The sequence below is a fragment of the Shewanella sp. AC34-MNA-CIBAN-0136 genome, assembly GCF_040309945.1.
GTDB lineage: Bacteria > Pseudomonadota > Gammaproteobacteria > Enterobacterales > Shewanellaceae > Shewanella.
Window position 1 is genome coordinate 45,025 of the sequence record NZ_JBEOPJ010000023.1, and the last position, 20,322, is coordinate 65,346.

Consider the following 20,322-nt stretch of genomic DNA (forward strand, 5'->3'; position numbering starts at 1 on the left):
TGATGAAAAAGACTCTTCTTGCCACAGCTGTAGTGGGCCTTTTAAGTGTGTCATCGGCTCATGCGGCAACTGTATTGGGTTTTAAAGTAGGCGCTGATTATTGGCAGGCAGACACCACAAATGCATTTAATGATGATAGTGGTGTTGCTCACAGCTTTAATGATGATTCTTCACAGGGTAGCTTGTGGATTGCTGTTGAGCATCCATTGCCGTTTGTGCCTAATGTTAAAATTCGTGAAAACCGTCTTGAGTCGAGCACGAGTCTTGCTAATGCCGACTTTAACTTTAACGGTCACAATTTTACTGGCGCAACATCGGTGACGAATGACTTAAGCAATACTGACTTTGTATTGTATTACGAAATTCTTGATAACGATTTAGTGTCAGTTGATTTAGGTGCGGCATACAAGTTAATGAGTGGTTCATTACGTGTTGCTGATGCAGGTCACCCAGAAGAGGTGGATATCGATAGCGGTATCGTGATGGGATACGCCAGTGCACAAGTCGGCATGATTGGTTTAGGTTTGTTTGGCTTTGCTGATGTAATGATCGGTGTAGATGAATCTAATGTATATGACTACGGTGCAGGTTTAGGATGGCAGTTTGACGGATTAGCTGTCGATACTTCTATCCGTGTTGGTTACCGCGAGTTCAATTTTGATGTAAGCAACTTCTCTGGTGTTTCTCAGAATACTGACTTTAGTGGTGCATTTGCTGGTGTTGAATTAGTTTTCTAATTCGGTATCGAGCTTAACGATTATATAAATAATTGTAATGCCTATAAAAAAACCGCCAATTGGCGGTTTTTTTGTGGGAGCTTATTTTTGTGTAAGCTTAGTGCTTAGTGCTTAGTGACTAGTGCTTATTGAGCAATAAGTCCGCTGTTAATCGAGATAACATCATCTTCGTTCAACGTACCCGCAGCCTGTTTAAGCGCTAATATAGAGTTAATATAACCATAACGAGCTTCAGATAGTTGACGCTTTGAATCATATAAGTCGCGTGTACGGTTTAGCACATCAACAATTGTACGCGTACCCACTTCAAAACCAGCTTGGGTTGCTTTTAGCGCGCTTTCAGATGAAATAACTGATTGCTCATACGCTTTGATTGAACTGATAGACGCATTCACGTTGTTAAAGTTATTACGCACGTTTTTGGTAACGCTACGATGAGTTTGCTCTAATTTCTCGCTAGCTTCCACATATCGGAATTGCGCTTGCTTCACTTGAGAGGTGACTTTAAAGCCTTCAAAAATTGGAATGCTTAACGTGATACCAACATTGCTGTTGTCATAATCTGGACCAGGCGTTTGATCAACGCCTTTGTTGTAACCAGCATTGAAGTTCAATGAAGGCATATGGCCAGCTTTGTACAATTTAATGGTTTCATTGGCGATATCTTTAGCGATACGTTGAGTCATTAAATCGATACTATTGGTTTCGGCCATTTTTAACCAAGCAGCAGACGATGCTGGGGCAGGTGTAACGGCTGAAAAACGGTTAGTATCAAGAATATCAATTGATTTATGATCTATACCAGTAATTTCACGTAATGTTTCGTAGCTATTGTCTAGGGTATTTTGAGCCAAAATTTCTAATGCTGATGCTAAGTCATATTGTGCTTGAGCTTCATGTACATCAGTAATTGCGGTTAGGCCGACTGCAAAACGTTGCTTAGTTTGTTCAAGCTGACGTTCAATGGCGGCTTTTTCTGCACCTTGGAACTCGTAGTTATCTTTAGCCGTTAATACGTCAAAGTACGCTTTAGTTACGCGAGTGATTAACGATTGTAATGACGATGCATAAGTTGAGTCGGCTTGAGATGCTGCCATTTCAGCAAGATCTAAACCAACCCATGCACTATGATCGTATATAACTTGAGTTAAGCTAACACCACCCGTTAAACCGTCGGTGTCTGCTAAAGGATCGTTCCACGCTTTGGCATAACCAACGTTTGCGCTGATGGTTGGTAATAACGGTGCACGGTTTTCTTGAATACTCTCGTATAACGCATCACGTTGTGCTTTGGCTTGTAAAACGATAGGGTCGCTAGTGAGTGCTTGCTGATATATTTGAAGTAAATCGTCAGCTTGTACTGCTGGTGCTGCAATAGCAAATGCTAATGCTGCGTATAATGAACCAATTTTGAATTTCATTTGCTGCCCTTTTTAGACAATTCCTCGGTAATTTGAGGTGTTGATTAACTTATAATTTGGTCATGCTCTTGGTTAAGTGAATGATTTATCATCATTTAATCTTAACTCGGCAATCAGTGTTAACTCACTTGCTTAATGAATATGCACAATAATTTACAGATGATAGCGTCGTTCAATGTCGACATTTCATTGTTGATTACATATTGCTCACAATATATCGATTATGTCATGTCGATTACTACATATTGTGCACTACTTAATAGTAGTGATTTTTTCATTTTCAAGTCAAATTTGAAGTGTAACAGATTTTATTTTAATTAGACCCGTTTTTGCTTTTTCAAGCTCAAATGCTTAGTTCTTAATTATGTTAATTTAAACTGTTAAAATGACCCGTTAGTTTATGTTTTGATAGACAAGGATAAATATGTCTGAGCAATCGGTGTTAACAACCTTTGACGCAGAGTCAGGTTTTAGTTTGATATCTAAAAAAGTGTTGTATAAAGGTTTCTTCCAGTTGGACGAATACACCTTTAAGCATAAGTTGTTTAAAGGTGGCTGGAGTGGTGAGATTACCCGTGAGGTTTTTGAGCGCGGTAATGCGGTGGTTGTACTGCCTTATGACCCGGTTCGTGATGAAATTGTATTAATCGAACAAATTAGGGTACCTGCATTAGCAACTACTAAATCAATCTGGCTTCTTGAGTTAGTGGCAGGTATGATTGAGCCCGGCGAATTTCCAGAACAAGTTGCAGAGCGAGAATTGGCCGAAGAAGCTGGATTAAGTCTATTAGGTTTAACACGCATAAACAGTTACTTAGTCAGTCCTGGTGGCACTTCAGAGCGTTTTCATTTGTTTTGGGGGCAGGTTGATACGACCAAAGCTGGCGGAATACACGGACTTGAACATGAAAATGAAGATATTCGTGTGCATGTTGTTAGCCGTGAACAAGCCTATGAGTGGATTAATAATGGTCGCATTGACAATGCATCGACGGTATTAGGCATCCAATGGTTGATGCTAAACTACCAACAGATTCGTGACGCACTTTAGTTTATTGAACATGGTGATAAGCAAGATAGGAATGATTGAGTGGCAGAGTTTAACCAGAGACAGAAGCAAAAATATCAACCCAATATCAGCGCATTTTTAGCGGTATGTGGTCGAAATTATGCACATATTTTAAAATGGTTACCCGATCAAATTACGGTCAATGTGCCTTGGCAGGTTGAAGGTGAGTTTGGCCAGTTGTCGATCAATCTTCTTGAGAATACTAAATATACTCAGTTAATCGAAATATCGCGCCCTATACCAAATGGACATTTTTTTAAATCTCCAAACGCAATTGTTCGTGTCTATCATGATGCTCAATTAGCAGAAGTGTTAACTAGCCAACAGATTTATCGCTTAAAGCCAGTGTATGATTACCCGAATATACATATGCATCATAGCGATGAAAAATTTCAGGTGAATGCATTCCTTGAGGAGCTGTTGAAGATTGGGTCTCTGAGAGTGACTTGCCAATCGTAGCTTTTTTCTTCTTTTTACCATGTTAGGAATATTTTGTGCTTAAAGACGCAGTGCATATTCTGTTGCTGAAAATGAGCCTGTGCGATTAGTACAAGTGACGGATCCGCATCTTTTTGCTGATCCTGAAGGTCAATTGCTTGGTGTTAATACGGCACAAAGTCTTCAAGCCGTGTTGAATACGTTTATTGCAACCCAATATCCCGCCAATATTTTATTGGCTACGGGAGATATTAGCCAAGATTATTCACCTGAGTCTTATCAGCACTTTGTGCAGAAGATTGAGATGTTAGATCTGCCTTGTCATTACTTACCCGGAAACCACGATGATCCTCGCTTAATGAGTCTGCGTATGCAGGGTGAAAAAGTGTTTGGTCAACAACGGATAATTATTGGTAACTGGCTAATATTAATGCTTGATTCAACTGTTCGTGGTAAGCCTGGTGGCTATATGGGCGAACAGCAGTTTGCATTGATCGAGGCTTCAATTAAGGCGACACCAGATAAACATGTGTTATTAGTGATGCACCATAATCCTATTTTAATGCAGTGCGCTTGGTTAGATCAGCATTGCATGATGAATGGCGAAGACTTTTTGCAACGAACAAGTCGCTACCCGCAAGTGAAAGGCGTTCTTTGGGGGCACGTACACCAACAAGTCGATAATATTCATCGTGGACCGCATGGTCCTATTCCACTAATGGCGACACCATCGACGTGTATTCAGTTTAAACCATTATCCTCCTATTTCGCCTTAGATCATCGTCAACCGGGTTATCGTTTGCTGGAGTTGGCAGGCGATGGTAGCATTCGTACTAATGTGTATCGCGTGCCTGGAAATCGATTTGCACCCGATAATGAGGCCAGCGGATACTAGTTTAGTGCGTCATCTTATGTTACTAAGGGACGTTAAGTATTGATTAACCGTCTCGCGAGGGAATATGCTGCTTTATATACATGGTTTTAATAGTTCTCCTCAGTCGGATAAGGCCGTTCAAACCGCACACTATATTCAGCAACATTATCCACAAGTCGACTTTCACCAACCACAATTACCTTCATCACCCTCTGCTGCTATGGCTTTATTGTGCAACATCGCTGAGCAAGCGAAACGGCAAGGGCAGATATTGCGCTTTATTGGCTCGTCGTTAGGTGGCTATTTTGCCAGTTATTTAACCGAAACGTATGGTGGCAGAGCTGTTTTGATTAATCCGGCGGTAAAACCGTTCGAATTATTTGAAGAGTTTATCGGGCCTCAATATAATCCTTATACCAATGAGCATTATCAAGTGTTGCCGCAGCATCAAGATGATGTCGCCCTGTATAATACTCACGTGATCCGGCACCCGGATCGTTTTCTGGTGCTGTTGCAAACTGGTGACGAAGTGTTAGATTATCGACAAGCATTACATAAGTACCATAGCTGTGAATTACATTTAGAGCCTAATGGCGACCACAGTTTTGTCGGCTATGAACAACAATTAGACAAAATATGTAAATTTATTCAGTTGTAACTTTCTACCGTTACAAACAACGATCAATTTGAGCTAACTTTGGCTCTATTTAACTCCAAATGTGTGGATTATGAGCAACCAATATACTTCTGACGCTATTGAGGTCCTTAATGGACTTGACCCGGTAAAACGCCGTCCAGGTATGTATACCGACACCTCTAGACCAAATCATCTTGGGCAAGAAGTCATTGATAACAGTGTTGATGAAGCTCTGGCAGGACACGCGACTAAAATTGAAGTTGTACTCCATACTGATAATTCCCTTGAAGTGACCGATGATGGCCGCGGTATGCCGGTGGATATTCACGCTGAAGAAGGCATTCCTGGGGTTGAACTGATCCTAACTAAATTGCACGCTGGCGGTAAGTTTTCCAATAAAAACTACCAATTCTCGGGCGGTTTACACGGGGTTGGTATTTCTGTTGTTAACGCCTTATCCACCCGAGTTGAAATCAGCGTTCGCCGTGATGCACAAATATACGAAATGGCCTTTGAGAATGGTTTTAAGGTCGAAGAGTTGGTGGTGACGGGTACTTGTGGACGTCGCAATACCGGGACCCGAGTGCATTTTTGGCCCGATGTAAGTTATTTTGATTCACCTAATTTCTCGGTCAGTAAATTAATTTATATTCTGCGAGCTAAAGCGGTATTGTGCCCTGGTTTGCGGATTAAATTCACCAATAAACAAAATGGTGATGTGCATGAATGGTTTTATGAAAGTGGCTTAACTGATTACCTCAAAGAAGCGATAAAAGACTCGGTTTTATTACCTGAAGAGCCTTTTGTTGGCAGCTTTAAAGGCAAATTAGAAGCTGCTGAGTGGGCTATTACATGGTTACCAGAAGGTGGCGAAAGTTTAAGTGAAAGCTACGTTAACTTAATTCCGACACCATTAGGTGGTACTCATGTGAATGGGTTTAGACAAGGTTTGCTTGAGTCTATGCGTGAGTTTTGTGAATTTCGCAATCTTGTTCCTCGGGGAATTAAGTTGTCGCCCGAAGACATTTGGGACCGTGCGGCGTTTATTTTATCGATAAAAATGCAAGATCCACAATTTGCTGGGCAAACCAAAGAAAAATTATCGAGCCGTCAAAGCTCTGCATTTGTTTCTGGTATTGCTCGTGATGCCTTTTCGTTGTGGTTAAATTCTAATACTGAGTTAGCAGAGCAGTTGGCAGAATTGTGTATTGGCAATGCATTGCGGCGCTTAAAGGCAGCCAAAAAAGTCGCGCGTAAAAAAGTCACTTCTGGACCTGCGTTACCGGGCAAGTTAACCGATTGTAGTGGCCAAGACCCAATGCGAGGAGAGTTGTTTTTAGTAGAGGGTGATTCTGCTGGTGGTAGCGCTAAACAAGCTCGAGACCGCGAGTTTCAAGCGATTATGCCGCTAAGAGGTAAGATTTTAAATACCTGGGAAGTTGATTCCGGACAAGTGTTAGCGTCGCAAGAGGTACATAATATTTCGATTGCGATTGGTTGCGATCCTGACAGTGATGATATTTCAGAATTACGTTATGGTAAAATTTGTATCTTAGCCGATGCGGATTCTGATGGGCTGCATATTGCGACATTGTTGTGTGCGTTGTTTTTAAAGCATTATCGTGTATTAGTTAACAATGGTCATGTGTATATTGCAATGCCACCGTTATTTCGTATTGATATCGGTAAAGAGGTTTTTTACGCTTTGGATGAAGCGGAAAAAACCGGTATTTTAGACCGTATAGCGGCAGAAAATAAAAAAGGTAAAGTGCAAGTGACTCGTTTTAAAGGTCTGGGTGAAATGAACCCGTTGCAGCTACGTGAAACCACTATGGATCCCAATACTAGACGCTTAGTGCAATTAACCATTGATGATGCCGATGAGACCGTGGCATTAATGGATATGTTACTTGCCAAAAAGCGTGCACCGGATCGTAAAAGTTGGTTAGAAACCAAAGGTGACCTAGCGTTACTTTAGCCGTGTTTCTTAGTGCCAATAATAATGTATAACATAAGGCAAAAGATAATTAGCATGCAATATATTAGATTACGATCTTACGTAAATTTGGGCGGTAAATTCGCCTTCATGGGGGTTATGTTTTTAGCCCTGACGCCTATTTTAGCCTCTGCTGCGCAATCGGTGATGATTACCGTTACCAAAGGTTTTGGATTAAGTTTATATGCTTCCGATTTAGGTGATATTAAGCAATTAACTGTAGGCGATGAGGGCACTCTTTTTGTAGGCTCTCAAAAAAGTGGCACTGTTTATGCGCTAGTTGATAGCGATCAAAATGGCCAAGTTGATAAACGTTATCTTATTGCCAGAGGCCTCGATTATCCTGAAGCGTTAGCCTTTCATGATGGTTCATTATACGTCACTGAAGACGATCGCATTATCCGTTTTGAAGAGATTGAGTCTCGCTTGCGTCGTCCTAGCCGTGCGCGTGAAGTGTATTCAAATTTACCAAGCTTAGACAAAAAGTATTCGCGTTCGATGCATTTTGGACCCGACGGACGTTTGTACATTGCCATCGGCTCGCCTTGTAATGTGTGCGAGGCTGCTTCGCCATTTGGCAGTATATTAGCGATTAATGTCGATACCGGTGCTAGTGAGCAAGTAGCTTCTGGGCTTCGCAGTGTTATTGGCTTTGATTGGTCACCCGATACTAACAAGTTATGGTTTGCTGATTTAGGCCGAGATTGGATGGGCGATAATATTCCCGCTGATGAGATAAACCGTTTAGACGTTAAAGGCAGCCATTTTGGCTTTCCTTATTTGCACGGTAAAGATGTTATTGAACCCGCCTATGATAAACCGGAAAATTTAAACATCACCCTGCCCGAATTTGAATTACCAGCCCATGTTGCTGCAACGGGATTAAGCTTTTACCGAGGCGAGCAATTTCCTGAACGTTATCGCAAACAGATTTTTGTGGCTGAAAATGGTTCGTGGAACCGTTCAAGTAAAGTCGGTTATCAAATTGTGATGCTTGAAATGGAAGATAACAAAATTATTAAACGTGAAACCGTGGTGAGTTTTCTGGATGGAGAATTTCCGGTAGCACGTCCATTTGATGTAATTAATGCGCCTGATGGTGCAATGTACATTTCAGATGATCTAAAAGGTAATATTTACCGCTTGTTTTATAATGCACCCGAACAATCACAGGAAACGAATAATGAGTGATGCGATTGAATTAAGCCTTGATGGTGTAGAGCAAATGCCGCTGAGGCGCTTTACCGAAGGGGCTTATTTAAATTATTCCATGTACGTGATTATGGATCGCGCCCTACCGCACATTGGTGATGGTCTAAAACCTGTCCAACGCCGCATTATCTATGCAATGAGCGAATTAGGCTTATCAGCGCAATCTAAACACAAAAAATCAGCCCGTACTGTCGGCGACGTGTTAGGTAAATATCACCCGCACGGTGATAGTGCGTGTTACGAAGCTATGGTGTTAATGGCGCAGCCATTTTCCTATCGATATCCGCTGGTTGACGGCCAAGGTAACTGGGGTGCGCCAGATGACCCTAAGTCATTTGCTGCAATGCGTTATACCGAAGCTAGATTATCAAAGTTTTCTGAAGTGTTATTGTCGGAATTAGGGCAGGGTACCGTAGATTGGAGCCCTAACTTTGATGGCACCATGAAAGAGCCTGTAACCTTACCAGCACGATTACCGCATATATTATTGAATGGTATTACCGGTATCGCAGTGGGCATGGCAACGGATATTCCGCCGCATAACGTGCGTGAATTAGTAGGCGCCTGTATAGAGCTAATCGATAATCCTAAAGCTGATTTAGCCCGCCTAATGGAGTTTGTTCCTGGTCCTGATTATCCAACAGAAGCCGAAATTATTACTCCTAGAGCTGATATTGAGCGGATTTATGAAACTGGTAAAGGCTCAATCAGAGCGCGTGCAGTTTACAGTGAAGAGCAGGGCGAGATTGTCATTACGTCATTACCGCATCAAGCCAGTAGCGGTAAAATTTTAGAGCAAATCGCCAATCAAATGCAGGCTAAAAAGCTGCCGATGGTGTCTGATTTACGTGACGAGTCTGATCATGAAAACCCAGTGCGATTAGTGATTGTACCTCGTTCAAATCGCATTGATTGTGATCAGCTAATGACCCATTTATTTGCGACGACAGATCTTGAAAAAAGCTTTCGAGTTAACCTAAATGTGTTGGGACTGGACGGTCGTCCGAAAGTAAAAGGTCTGAAACAACTGTTAACCGAGTGGTTGGAGTTCCGCCTTACAACGGTCACTCGCCGCTTGCAATATCGACTTGATAAAGTATTAGCCCGGTTACATATTTTAGAAGCGTTGATGGTTGCGTTTTTAAACATTGATGAAGTGATTGAAATTATTCGTTATAACGACGAACCTAAAGCCGAGTTGATGGCACGCTTTAACTTGTCAGATAAACAAGCTGAATCAATTTTAGAGTTAAAATTACGTCATTTAGCCAAGCTTGAAGAATTTAAAATTAAAGGTGAGCAAGATGAGCTTGCGGCAGAACGTGACAAATTAGAGTTATTGTTAAGCTCAGAACGTCGCATGAAAACCTTAGTGAAAAAAGAATTAATCCAAGATGGTGAGACTTATGGTGATAATCGTCGCTCGCCAATTATTGAACGTTTAGATGCCAAAGCGCTGACTGAGCAAGAGTTAACGCCAACTGAGTCTGTCACAGTTGTATTGTCTGATAAAGGCTGGGTACGTTGTGCTAAAGGCCATGATGTCGATGTAGAAGGCTTATCGTATAAGTCTGGTGACAGTTATCTTTGTAGCGTGATGGGCAAGAGTAACCAAGCTGCGGTGTTTATAGATTCGACTGGACGTGCATTTGCCACAGACAGTCATACGTTGCCTTCGGCGCGCAGCCAAGGCGAGCCAATTACCACACGCTTTAATATGGCTCCTGGCGCGACGATGCAACATGTACTCATGGGCGAAGATGAACAGTTCTTCTTGTTGGCAACCGATGCTGGTTATGGCTTTATTTGTGCTTACCCAGATTTGGTTAGCCGCAATAAAGCCGGTAAGGCACTACTCAGTCTGCCAACCAATGCGTTAGCTCTACAGCCAAAGTTAATCAATAAAACGGCAGAGCAATCGTTGTTAGCCATTACCTCTGAAGGCCGTATGTTGATGTTTAGCTTAGATGCATTGCCACAGCTATCAAAAGGTAAAGGCAATAAGATTATTGGTATTCCAACCGATCGCGCTAAAAATCGTGAAGAGTTACTTTTGCACTTAAATGTAGTGCCGCATAATACCGCAGTAACCTTGTGGGCCGGTAAGCGCAAGCTAACATTGAAACCAAGCGATTTAGAGCACTATCGTGGTGAGCGAGGTCGACGTGGTGCTAAGTTACCGAGAGGATTACAACGCGTAGACAGTGTTGATGTCGAAATGGGACCATTGGCAGAAGACGGCTTGCAAGACGATAATCTGGATATAAACGAGTAAGAATGCTGGATTGTAGAATAAAAAAATGCTGCTCATATGTCATATGAGCAGCATTTTTTTATGGAAGCAGAGTCGACTTATATATTAATGCGACTAGGCAACTTCATAGAAATTAGGTTCGTACTCAAGCTGTGTTTGAATTATTTGACTAGCCATGCGGGCACATTTGCCGCATTGGTCTGCAACGCCAAGACGTTTCTTTACATCAGCTAACGAACTGTCACCTAAGCTAACAGCTGCTTTGATTTGAGTGTCGGTAATCGCATGACAAAGACAAACGAACATAGGGAAAGCCTCTTCATTCAAAAAAATGGTCTGAGCTAGAAAGTAATCTAATTCTAAATGAAAACAGTTATCATTGGCAATAACTATTTTGCTTATGTAGCGATCATTTTTAATACAGTTTGATCTGGCTCACCTTTTTCCGATAAACCAGCACCGCGATATTAGTCCCGGCATAAACCAGTTGTTAATTAACGTATTGATATAAATGAATTTAGTTCGATGAGTGAAGAGAACTGTGAAAGTGGTTAATGTTAGATGCTAGCTGGATTAGATTAAGTACATGCTTGATGTTATACACCAAAGTGATCAAAATCTCCGCAAGCCTTCCCTGTTAATCCTAAATTGATTGCAGCTTTAGTAACCTTGTTTAACGTCGACCACATATTGTAATGGTTTAGATTGTTGCCATAGTTGATAGTTGTGGCTGAAAATTTGTGTTACTTGTTCAGGGAAGCTTGGTGCAGCGATATGCGGTGTGATAGTGACGTTATGGTAATGCCATAGTGGATGATCAGCAGGTAAGGGCTCTTGTTCGAATACATCTAATATGGCTTGACGTTGTGGTTGTAAGGTTAATTCAGCTTGTAACGCATCTAATTCAATGGCGTTACCTCGGCCAATATTAAATAACATGGCATCTGCTTTTAATAACGACAGATTAGCCGCATTTAATATGTGCTTGGTTTGAGGTGTATTGGGCAATACGCTAACAATCACATCTGCTAGAGGCAAATAGTCGGCTAATTTATCAATGGTGTCGATGTTATCAAAGCCACTAACAGGAGCACCTTTTCGATTAAGCCCGCTGACAGTCATACCAAAATGATGGGCTGTTTTTGCAAGGTGCTGTGCGATAGAGCCGGTGCCTAATATTAATAGTTTGACTCCTTGCAAAGTACCATAACTACCCGGTAACCAACGCTGCTGTTGTTGCTGTTGAGTGTACGCATTATGGTGGCGATAATGGCTTAGCAGGTAACCAAAAACATATTCACTCATAAGCGGGCCAAATACACCGCGAATGTTGGTGAGTAAATAATCATGTGGTAACGATGGATGCATTAATGCATCGATACCGGCAAAGGTAGATTGTAACCATTTTGGTGCTGTTGCATGCGGCAATAATGAAGCCGCTAGATGAGGTTCTGCTAACCAAATATCGGCATCGTTAATATTGCCGCCGGTGTAATGGCCAGAATCATCAACCATCAGATCGTCAACAATTTCGAGGTTCGGCAGGCAAAGTTTTGTTAATAGTTGCCTATATTGATCGTTTTCTCTGGTGAGTAATAACAGTTTATGTGCCACATTAACCTCATTGTCGAACGTTGGATAACTAGATTATTCAAACCAAGCGCTATAATCGGTTGTTATCGGCATCATTGCAGCAGCGATGGCTTTATCTGGGTAATTACTGAATATACCGTCCACGCCCATCGCTTTTAACGCTTGAATATCTTGTGGGTTATCAACCGTATAAACAAACACTTTGCCGCCTCGCTGGTGGGCATCATCAACAATGGCTTGATTAATAAAACCAACATCAAGGTTAATTGAATAGGCATTAAGTGTGGTCATTATTGTAGCTAGATCGAGCGGAATGCCTGCTAATAATGGTGCGATCACCGCGTGCGGAAAAGACTGTTTTATCTGCGCCAAATAAGGATGGTTAAAGGATGATATTAACAGTTGTTCTGGGGTGAAACTAAGTTGCTCTAAGGCTTGAGGATATAAGGCAATAAACGGTTGTACGCAGCCAATGCCTTTTAATTCGATGTTAATAGTACAAGAGCCTTTGCTGCTAACACTGACTCGTTCGAGTACTTGCCACAATGTGGGGATTGCTTGTCCGCCAACCGTAAATTGAGCCAATGCTGCCTTGGTGGTTAAATGGATTAGCCCTGTTCCGGTTGATTTACCTTCTAAGCGGCGATCATGAAACACCACTAATTCACCTTCAACGCAATGCACATCCAGTTCAATGGCATTAACACCCAAGTCGAGCGCTTTGTCCATTGCGGCTAAGGTGTTTTCAGGAGCATAACCGCTGGCGCCGCGGTGAGCAAAAACGAGCATAGGTGTCCTTAATCAATACTTAGCTTAGCCCTTGTATAATCCTGTGGATTCTTTAGGCGCATGATTAATATGAACTTCCATCTGAGGGTAGGCAAGTTCAACATTATTGTCTTTCAATTTTTTACTAATACGCTTATGTAAATTATGGCGCAGCGGCCAACGATCAGACATGTCTTTAGCATACGAACGTACTTCATAATCTTGTGTGTGTTGACCAAAACCAGCAAACCACACTTCGGGTTCTGGGCTGGTTAATGATAAATCACATTCGCGCACCGCTTGATGCAATAGCATTTCTACTTTGGTTGGATCTGAATCACGAGACACAGATACCGTGACGATAACGCGGGTAATTGGATCTGATAAAGACCAGTTGACCAATTGCTCGGTGATAAAGGCTTTGTTAGGCACGATAATTTCTTTACGGTCCCAATCGACAATTGTGGTTGCTCGAATCTGGATTTTACTGACAGTACCAGTGAGATCTCTAATGGTGACGGTATCGCCAATACGGATCGGTTTTTCAAATAGAATGATAATACCGGAAATAAAGTTGGCAAAAATTTCCTGGAGGCCAAAACCTAAGCCCACTGATAATGCGGCAACTAACCACTGTAATTTTGACCATTCCATGCCCAAGGTTGAAAAACCGAACAACGTGCCAAAAAATACCACAAGGTAGCTACTTACCGTGGTAATCGCAAAACCTGTGCCTGGTGATAAATCGAGTCTTTGTAAGAGCATTAATTCAAGTAAACCGGGAAGATTCTTCGCAATAACGACTGAGAACCCGACTAACATGATGCCAAATAAAATCGACTTTAATGTAATGGGCACTTGTTGCTCAATACCATTTACATTGCTATTGGTGGTCCATAAGGTAATGCCATCTAAAAATGAGAATACCGCGGTATGCGTTTGCGCCAAAATGCCTAATAAGCTGGCAAAAAAAGCTAAGATTAGGATCGATCTTACTAAGCCTAACGATTGGCTAGAGATGGTTTCTAAATCAACGACGGGTTCTTCGTAGGTTTCTATCGGCTCATTATTCATTTCGCCTCTTTCACGCTGTGCAAGACGCTCTGCACGTTTAGCTTTGGCACGGTCAAAGGCTATTAAGCGACGCTCGATTAACATCCAACGTTTAATGAGCTGATAGGTAAGTAAGAAACCTAAGCCTAACAGTACCGATATTTGTAGCTGTAATAGCAGCTGGAAAGCCGTGAAGTAGTAACCTATTCCCGCTAAGATAGCGCTAAAAATTGGCGTGACAACTAGAAGTGCCCATACCGCTTTTTGAATCAACTCCATGTTAGTGGCGTTAGGCTTATTTTTACGATATTGGCCAATAAGTAACATGATATCTTTATACAACAGGCATAACAAAATACAGAAAACGATAAATGCCCCGCGGCCAAGGCTGTTGCGTACTAATGAAGTATCTAGTGCTTCGGTGAAACCCATTAAGCCGATTAATGGTGCCGATACCATGACAAATGAAGCCATGGTTTGTTGTGCTTGTTTAACAATTTTTTTGGGCCGTCTGAAGTGGCTAATCAAAATGCCTTTATCAACGGTTAATAAGTAAAAGAATTGATAAATGAGATAACAGACACCAATGGCTAAGATGCCCACTCCGACGGCATACACCATGTTTTGCTCTGATCGCGAGAATATAAACCCAGCCATGATCACCGGTAAGGGTTTTATTAGGGCATACACTAAGCTGATGATTAAGGTTTTGATGGTGTATTTAAATTTATCTTGAGTCACATTACCGACAAAGATGGCATAGCGCCCAATCGCTTTATTGAACTTAGGTGTCAGCATGTCTTGTGCCATTAAACAGCACAATAATAAAATTCCCCACCAAGCCCAATAATTACTTTGTTCGGACCACGCTTGTTGTAATGACTGCCACTGACTCGGTTGCAGCAACCAAACGCTACTGTGGCTTAAATCAATTAGCCATAACGCGCCAATGCTAGGGGCGTTAGGTACCCAAAACAAATGCTCATTAAGAGTGTTTTTTAATGTGTTATGCAGTTGATTTAACTGTTCATACCCAATGCGCAATTTTGCAAATTCAGCTAAATATCGATCATAGCTTTGCAGTAGCTGCTCTATCAATACTTGCTGTGATTGCAATAATTTGATTTGGGTTTCATTAAACATTTCGCTGTCATCGAGTTGCTGACTATTTAACGCTTGTTGTTGTTCTAATTGGTAGCGCTCTAGCCGTGTGTCAGCTAATTCAGTTTGCAATTTGTCGAGATTGGGCGGTTTCGGCAATGATTGCAGCATTTGTAAAAAACGATCGCCAAATGCAGAATTAGTTTTAACCCAGGTAATTTGCTCAAGCACGTTTGATAGCTGTGCATTTTGCGATTGATAGCGTTTTTCAATGCGTTGCTGTTTCTCTATCGCAGATTTTATATTGCTAGTAAGTTTTTGTAATTGTTCTGCATAATGTTGATTCAATTTGCTTAAATCTTGAGACAATGGGTCGGCTAGCTCTTGGGCATCAATTAAGTTGTTGGCTATGGTGTCTGCGGTTTGCTGCTGACGATACTCAATATTATGTTTGTTGATAAGCTCGATAAAGGTTTCTTGTTGGCTTAACGATAAGCGATTGAGCTGTTGTTGTAGTTGGGTGATCTCTAATTGCTTAGGGTTAGCTAAACGTTCCGATTCTAAGGTCGCAATATGCTGCGTTAGCAGTTCTGCTTGAAGTTTGTTACGTTGACCTAACGGAGTTTCAATCGGGACTTGGAGGGTTTTATTATGTTGAGTTAAGGCATTTTGTGCCTGAACGATTAAGTCTGGTAATAATGTCTGACGTTGTGAAATTAGGCGCAACTTATCATTAAGGCTCGACTCAGTCTCTTTTAATTCCGATAAGTGAAAGTAGGCCATTGAAGCTTGCTGATCAAGGTCTATATCCGCATCTAGACTCAATGCTATTTGCGCTTCACGTAGCTGCCCTGTAAGTGATAGTTTGGTTTCGTTGTTAGATTGTTCAATATTGGTATAGGTTTGTTGTTCTATTTGCAGCTTTTCAATGCTGCTTTGCAGTTCTGCAATTTGAGATGTGATATCAAGCGGCTGATTTTCGGCTTGGCTATTGAGCCCCAAACGCTTATCTAGGGTTAGGGGAGTATTGGCGAATACAGAAACCGACAGTGTATTAACTATAAGGAAACACAGGAATAAACACGCTAAACGTAACATAATACTTTGCTCAGGTTGGAGTAAGGCCATGGTAGCAAATTTGCGTGATTATGCTCTACTTTTTTGATGACTTTGTTGGGTTTCAAATAAAGCCGTTGCCACAATAATGGTTCCGCCGATAAGGGTTGGTGTTGTGAGTTGTTCGTCTAAAACCAATAATGCGAGCACTGCACCATAAAACGGTTGTAAACACGACACTAACCCCACTGTTTTAGCGCTTAAAAAACGCAGTGCTGTAGTAAATAACGCATGAGGTAAGGCGGTGAACACTATGCCAAGTAACAGAATCAATCCCCAAGTGGTTTGGCTAATGTGCTGTGCAGCGACATCTTGCCAAGGACTCAATAGAATTAACGTTATCAGTGTTTGATAAAACATAGCATGCGGACCGCTATATTGCGAAAATACACGTTTATGAAGTAAATTTCTGCAGGTAAATAAAGCTGCTGAAATAACGCCAACGATAATGCCTATGGTGGTGTCGTTATTCAGATTTGCCTCAGGGATCAGCATTATTACGCCTGCTAATACCGCGATACCGGATATTACATCGACAAGTTTGAGCTGCGTTTTATTGATTAATGGTTCGATTAATACCGTCATGACGGGATAAGTAAAAAATGCAATCATGCCAATGGCGACAGATGACAACTGCATAGCTGCAAAATAGGTTACCCAATGCAGACACACTAAAGTGCCTAGCGCTAAGGCCGCCCAATAATCTTGTTGGCGTTGTAATCTAAGTGGGCGTTTGGTCGTTTTAATCATTGCAGCGAGTACTATTGCGGCGATGATACAGCGCAAAAAGGTAATGTTAAGTGCGCTAAGGGGAATGAGTTTAGAAAATAAAGCCGTACCACCAAAGAGCAGTACGGCTATATGTAACTCAACTAAGCCAGAGTGTGGTTTAGTTGTTGTCATGTTGGTTACTGCTGTGTGAGTTTAGCGAACGGCTGACCCATACGAGTTGTTGCACCTGGTTCAACACCATCTGCAAATGTTTCAATAGCATCTTGGGCAAATAACATCACCACAGTACTGCCTAGTTTAAAGCGGCCCATTTCAGCGCCTTTTTCTAAGGTGACCGCTTCTGGACCCGTGGTTGGATAGTCCCAGCTAAATACTTGCTTACCGCCTGGCGGTGTTACCGTGCCAGACCATATGGTTTCAATACTGGCAACAATGGTTGCACCAACTAGTACCATTGCTAGTGGACCTACTTCGGTTTCAAATATAGCTACAACACGTTCATTACGGGCAAACAGTCCTGGCACGTTTTGAGCGGTAAGTGGATTAACCGAGAATAAATCACCTGGCACGTAAGTCATTTTTGATAATGTACCTGTAATAGGCATATGCAGGCGATGGTAATCTTTTGGGGCCAAATAAATGGTGGCAAAATCCCCACCATCAAAGCGTGCAGCATCGGCCTTATTGCCACCTAACAATGCTTCAGAGGTATAAGTGTGGCCTTTAGCCTGGAAAATATTGCCCGCTTCAATCGGTCCACATTGGCTTACCGCACCGTCAACAGGGTGCGCCATCATATTACTTTCTGTGCAGATAGGTCTGAGTTCAGGCTTTAATGCACGGGTAAAAAATGCATTAAACGTTTTATAGGCTTCGGGCTCAGGTTGCTGTGCTTCAGACATATCAATTTTGTATTGTTTGATAAACCATTTAATTCCTGCCGTGGTGATAGCGCCTGCTTCCGCAGCAGCAAACTTACCCACTAAACGCGACAGAAAATGTTTTGGTAGCATGTATTGCAAAGCAATTTTAATTGAGTCCAATGTATTTTCCTTTTCTCTAATCTGGTTGAACCATAAAATATTATTCTATTGAGTATTATTCATCAATAGCACGAAAATGTCGTGCATGACGTTGCTCGTCTAAACTGGCAATAATACGTTGGTAATTACTAAAGCGGTCTTGAGTTATCTTTCCATCAGCTAAAGCCTGCTGTAAAGCACAACCTGGGTCGTCGCCATGTTTACAATCGCGGAACTTACACGATCCTAAAAAGTCTCTAAACTCAACAAAACACCAGCCCACTCTGATGGCATCCAAATGCCACAAGGCAAATTCGCGAACACCAGGTGAGTCGATTAAATCACCGCCGCTGACAAAGTGCAGTAATTTGGCTGTGGTTGTAGTGTGCTGTCCTAAACCTGAGTTGCCAGAGACATCTCCGATCAACAATTCAGCATCAGGCATTAATGCATTGATTAAAGAAGACTTGCCAACACCAGACTGACCAGCAAAAACACTGACGCTGTTATTGAGTAATTCTTTAAGGTCTTCAACGCCTTCACCGGTGTGACTACTGACGCGGAAAACCTGATAACCAATATTTTGGTAACGCGTTAATGCCGTTTCGATTTCATCACGATTAGTGTCATCCAATAAATCAATTTTATTGAGAATGATGATCGGTGTGATATCTGTATCTTCTGAAGCCACTAAGTATCGGTCAATAATTTGAGTGGTAAAGCTGGGCAATACCGATGACACAATTAAGATTTGATCGATGTTGGCGGCAATAATTTTTACGCCGTCGTATAAATCTGGTCGAGTTAAAGAAGATTTTCGAGGGTGAACGGCGATAACAATACCACCGATACTGGAGCCAGATTGGACTTCTGTCGCTAATCGGACCACCACTTTATCACCAGTAACTAAACTGGTCACTGCGCGGCGAATATTACATCGCGATACAGTACCGTCAGCTGTTTCGATGTCGGCATGCTGACCAAAGCGCGAAATAACCACTCCAGCTTGCTCAGGGCCTAAGAGGTTATCCTGTAACTCAGCTTGTTGAGTGTCATCGTCACCGCGCTTTAATCGCTTGGTTTGATTCGCTCGCATTCGGCGTAATTGGCCTTGGCTTAGGGGTTTCTTTTTACTCACTGGCTTATCTTCATTAAATAGGTGTTTTTTTGTGTGTCAAAAAAACAGTATGATACACACTCTTTTATAAAAATGCCTGAATTTAGGCGACAGATAACATAAGGCGGCATAAATGGCTGTTGATGCGAATAATCTAATTTGGGTTGATTTGGAAATGACAGGCTTAGAACCAGATGTCGATCGAGTCATTGAAATTGCAACCTTAGTGACCGACCAAGAACTCAATATCATTGCTCAAGGCCCTGTTCTAGCCATTTATCAGACCGATGAAGTACTAGCAGGCATGGATGATTGGAACCAAAAACATCACGGAGAGTCTGGATTAGTTGACCGTGTACGTGCCAGTAAATGTTCTGAACAAGATGCGATAGCACAAACGATTGATTTTTTAGCTCAGTACGTGCCTAAAGGCGCATCGCCAATGTGCGGTAATAGTATTGGTCAAGATCGTCGCTTCTTGAATAAGTACATGTTGGAACTTGAAGAGTTCTTTCATTATCGCAACATTGATGTCAGCACAGTTAAAGAATTGGTTCGTCGTTGGAGTCCTGAAACAATGAATGGCTTCAGCAAGAAAAATACTCACCAAGCATTAGAAGATATTAAGGAATCTATTGCTGAAATGCAGTTTTATCGCAAAGAAGTATTTAAAATTTAACCAATCGAACAATTTTTTTTAAAAAGGGGGTTGCAGCATAGTAAAATTTACCTATAATGCGGCCTCAACTTTCTACAGAGCGCCAAACTCTGAGTCATAGAAAGTTGTAATGAAAGTTGTAATGAAATTTGAAATTTGAAAGTATGCGACATTAGCTCAGTTGGTAGAGCGATACCTTGCCAAGGTATAGGTCATCAGTTCGAACCTGATATGTCGCTCCAAATTTCTGTATGATTTTAAAAGAAAGTGAAATATGTGCGACATTAGCTCAGTTGGTAGAGCGATACCTTGCCAAGGTATAGGTCATCAGTTCGAACCTGATATGTCGCTCCAATTTTCTACATGATTTTGTAATGCGACATTAGCTCAGTTGGCATAGGTTGAAAGACGATACCTTGTTGATTGTTACAATGAAGCAAACAGTACGCGACATTAGCTCAGTTGGTAGAGCGATACCTTGCCAAGGTATAGGTCATCAGTTCGAACCTGATATGTCGCTCCAA

General features: G+C 41.7%; 17 protein-coding genes and 3 tRNA genes. 12 read left to right on the top strand and 8 right to left on the bottom strand.

Annotation, left to right across the window (positions count from 1 at the left end):
• The first annotated feature begins 2 nt into the window (after nt 1–2).
• Nucleotides 3–737 (top strand): TIGR04219 family outer membrane beta-barrel protein, encoded by a 735-nt coding sequence (locus AAEY94_RS18600; protein WP_350979575.1) that lies wholly within the window; start codon nt 3–5, stop codon nt 735–737.
• 125 nt (nt 738–862) lie between these two features.
• Here AAEY94_RS18600 and tolC read toward each other — a convergent pair whose 3' ends face one another.
• Nucleotides 863–2,158, bottom strand: coding sequence for an outer membrane channel protein TolC (gene tolC, locus AAEY94_RS18605; protein ID WP_162023878.1), 1,296 nt, complete (start codon nt 2,156–2,158; stop codon nt 863–865).
• Nucleotides 2,159–2,582: 424 nt separating this feature from the next.
• Here tolC and nudF point away from each other — a divergent pair, with 424 nt between their 5' ends.
• From nudF to parC, 7 genes are all read left to right on the top strand, one after another.
• The gene (gene nudF, locus AAEY94_RS18610; protein WP_101085219.1) at nt 2,583–3,209 is read left to right on the top strand and encodes an ADP-ribose diphosphatase; all 627 of its coding nucleotides are present in this window, start codon (nt 2,583–2,585) and stop codon (nt 3,207–3,209) included.
• Nucleotides 3,210–3,248: 39 nt separating this feature from the next.
• Nucleotides 3,249–3,686 carry a DUF1249 domain-containing protein gene (locus tag AAEY94_RS18615; RefSeq protein ID WP_101085220.1) on the top strand — a complete coding sequence of 146 codons (438 nt, stop codon included), beginning with the start codon at nt 3,249–3,251 and terminating at the stop codon, nt 3,684–3,686.
• Nucleotides 3,687–3,765: 79 nt separating this feature from the next.
• On the top strand, nt 3,766–4,560 hold the full coding sequence (gene cpdA / locus AAEY94_RS18620) for a 3',5'-cyclic-AMP phosphodiesterase (protein ID WP_502959410.1): 795 nt from the start codon (nt 3,766–3,768) through the stop codon (nt 4,558–4,560).
• A 64-nt stretch (nt 4,561–4,624) separates the two neighbouring features.
• Entirely contained in the window at nt 4,625–5,197 is a 573-nt protein-coding gene (locus AAEY94_RS18625) for a YqiA/YcfP family alpha/beta fold hydrolase (protein WP_162023876.1), read from the top strand.
• Nucleotides 5,198–5,267: 70 nt separating this feature from the next.
• Nucleotides 5,268–7,154: a DNA topoisomerase IV subunit B gene (parE, locus tag AAEY94_RS18630; protein WP_101085223.1), complete on the top strand. Its 1,887-nt coding sequence runs from the start codon at nt 5,268–5,270 to the stop codon at nt 7,152–7,154.
• Nucleotides 7,155–7,262: 108 nt separating this feature from the next.
• Nucleotides 7,263–8,363: a PQQ-dependent sugar dehydrogenase gene (locus AAEY94_RS18635; protein ID WP_242445087.1), complete on the top strand. Its 1,101-nt coding sequence runs from the start codon at nt 7,263–7,265 to the stop codon at nt 8,361–8,363.
• Entirely contained in the window at nt 8,356–10,659 is a 2,304-nt protein-coding gene (gene parC, locus AAEY94_RS18640) for a DNA topoisomerase IV subunit A (RefSeq protein WP_101085225.1), read from the top strand. Before AAEY94_RS18635 ends, parC begins: the two co-directional genes overlap by 8 nt.
• 93 nt (nt 10,660–10,752) lie before the next feature.
• Here parC and AAEY94_RS18645 read toward each other — a convergent pair whose 3' ends face one another.
• The 7 genes from AAEY94_RS18645 to rsgA form a co-directional block, all read right to left on the bottom strand.
• Entirely contained in the window at nt 10,753–10,944 is a 192-nt protein-coding gene (locus AAEY94_RS18645) for a bacterioferritin-associated ferredoxin (protein WP_011638763.1), read from the bottom strand.
• A gap of 354 nt (nt 10,945–11,298) precedes the next feature.
• Nucleotides 11,299–12,252 (bottom strand): D-2-hydroxyacid dehydrogenase, encoded by a 954-nt coding sequence (locus AAEY94_RS18650; protein WP_101085226.1) that lies wholly within the window; start codon nt 12,250–12,252, stop codon nt 11,299–11,301.
• A gap of 33 nt (nt 12,253–12,285) precedes the next feature.
• A complete protein-coding gene (locus AAEY94_RS18655; RefSeq protein ID WP_101085227.1) occupies nt 12,286–13,020 on the bottom strand; it encodes a glycerophosphodiester phosphodiesterase in 735 nt (244 codons plus the stop codon).
• 24 nt (nt 13,021–13,044) lie between these two features.
• Entirely contained in the window at nt 13,045–16,281 is a 3,237-nt protein-coding gene (locus AAEY94_RS18660) for a mechanosensitive ion channel domain-containing protein (RefSeq protein WP_502959411.1), read from the bottom strand.
• A gap of 18 nt (nt 16,282–16,299) precedes the next feature.
• On the bottom strand, nt 16,300–17,172 hold the full coding sequence (locus tag AAEY94_RS18665; protein ID WP_101085229.1) for a DMT family transporter: 873 nt from the start codon (nt 17,170–17,172) through the stop codon (nt 16,300–16,302).
• A gap of 5 nt (nt 17,173–17,177) precedes the next feature.
• Nucleotides 17,178–18,044: an archaetidylserine decarboxylase gene (asd, locus tag AAEY94_RS18670; protein WP_101085230.1), complete on the bottom strand. Its 867-nt coding sequence runs from the start codon at nt 18,042–18,044 to the stop codon at nt 17,178–17,180.
• Between the two features lie 55 nt (nt 18,045–18,099).
• Nucleotides 18,100–19,161 (bottom strand): small ribosomal subunit biogenesis GTPase RsgA, encoded by a 1,062-nt coding sequence (gene rsgA, locus AAEY94_RS18675; RefSeq protein ID WP_101085231.1) that lies wholly within the window; start codon nt 19,159–19,161, stop codon nt 18,100–18,102.
• A 112-nt stretch (nt 19,162–19,273) separates the two neighbouring features.
• Here rsgA and orn point away from each other — a divergent pair, with 112 nt between their 5' ends.
• From orn to AAEY94_RS18695, 4 genes are all read left to right on the top strand, one after another.
• On the top strand, nt 19,274–19,819 hold the full coding sequence (gene orn / locus AAEY94_RS18680) for an oligoribonuclease (RefSeq protein WP_011638756.1): 546 nt from the start codon (nt 19,274–19,276) through the stop codon (nt 19,817–19,819).
• Between the two features lie 145 nt (nt 19,820–19,964).
• Nucleotides 19,965–20,040, top strand: a tRNA-Gly gene (locus AAEY94_RS18685).
• 36 nt (nt 20,041–20,076) lie between these two features.
• Nucleotides 20,077–20,152 (top strand) — tRNA-Gly (locus AAEY94_RS18690).
• 93 nt (nt 20,153–20,245) lie between these two features.
• Nucleotides 20,246–20,321, top strand: a tRNA-Gly gene (locus AAEY94_RS18695).
• The last annotated feature ends 1 nt before the right edge of the window (nt 20,322 follow it).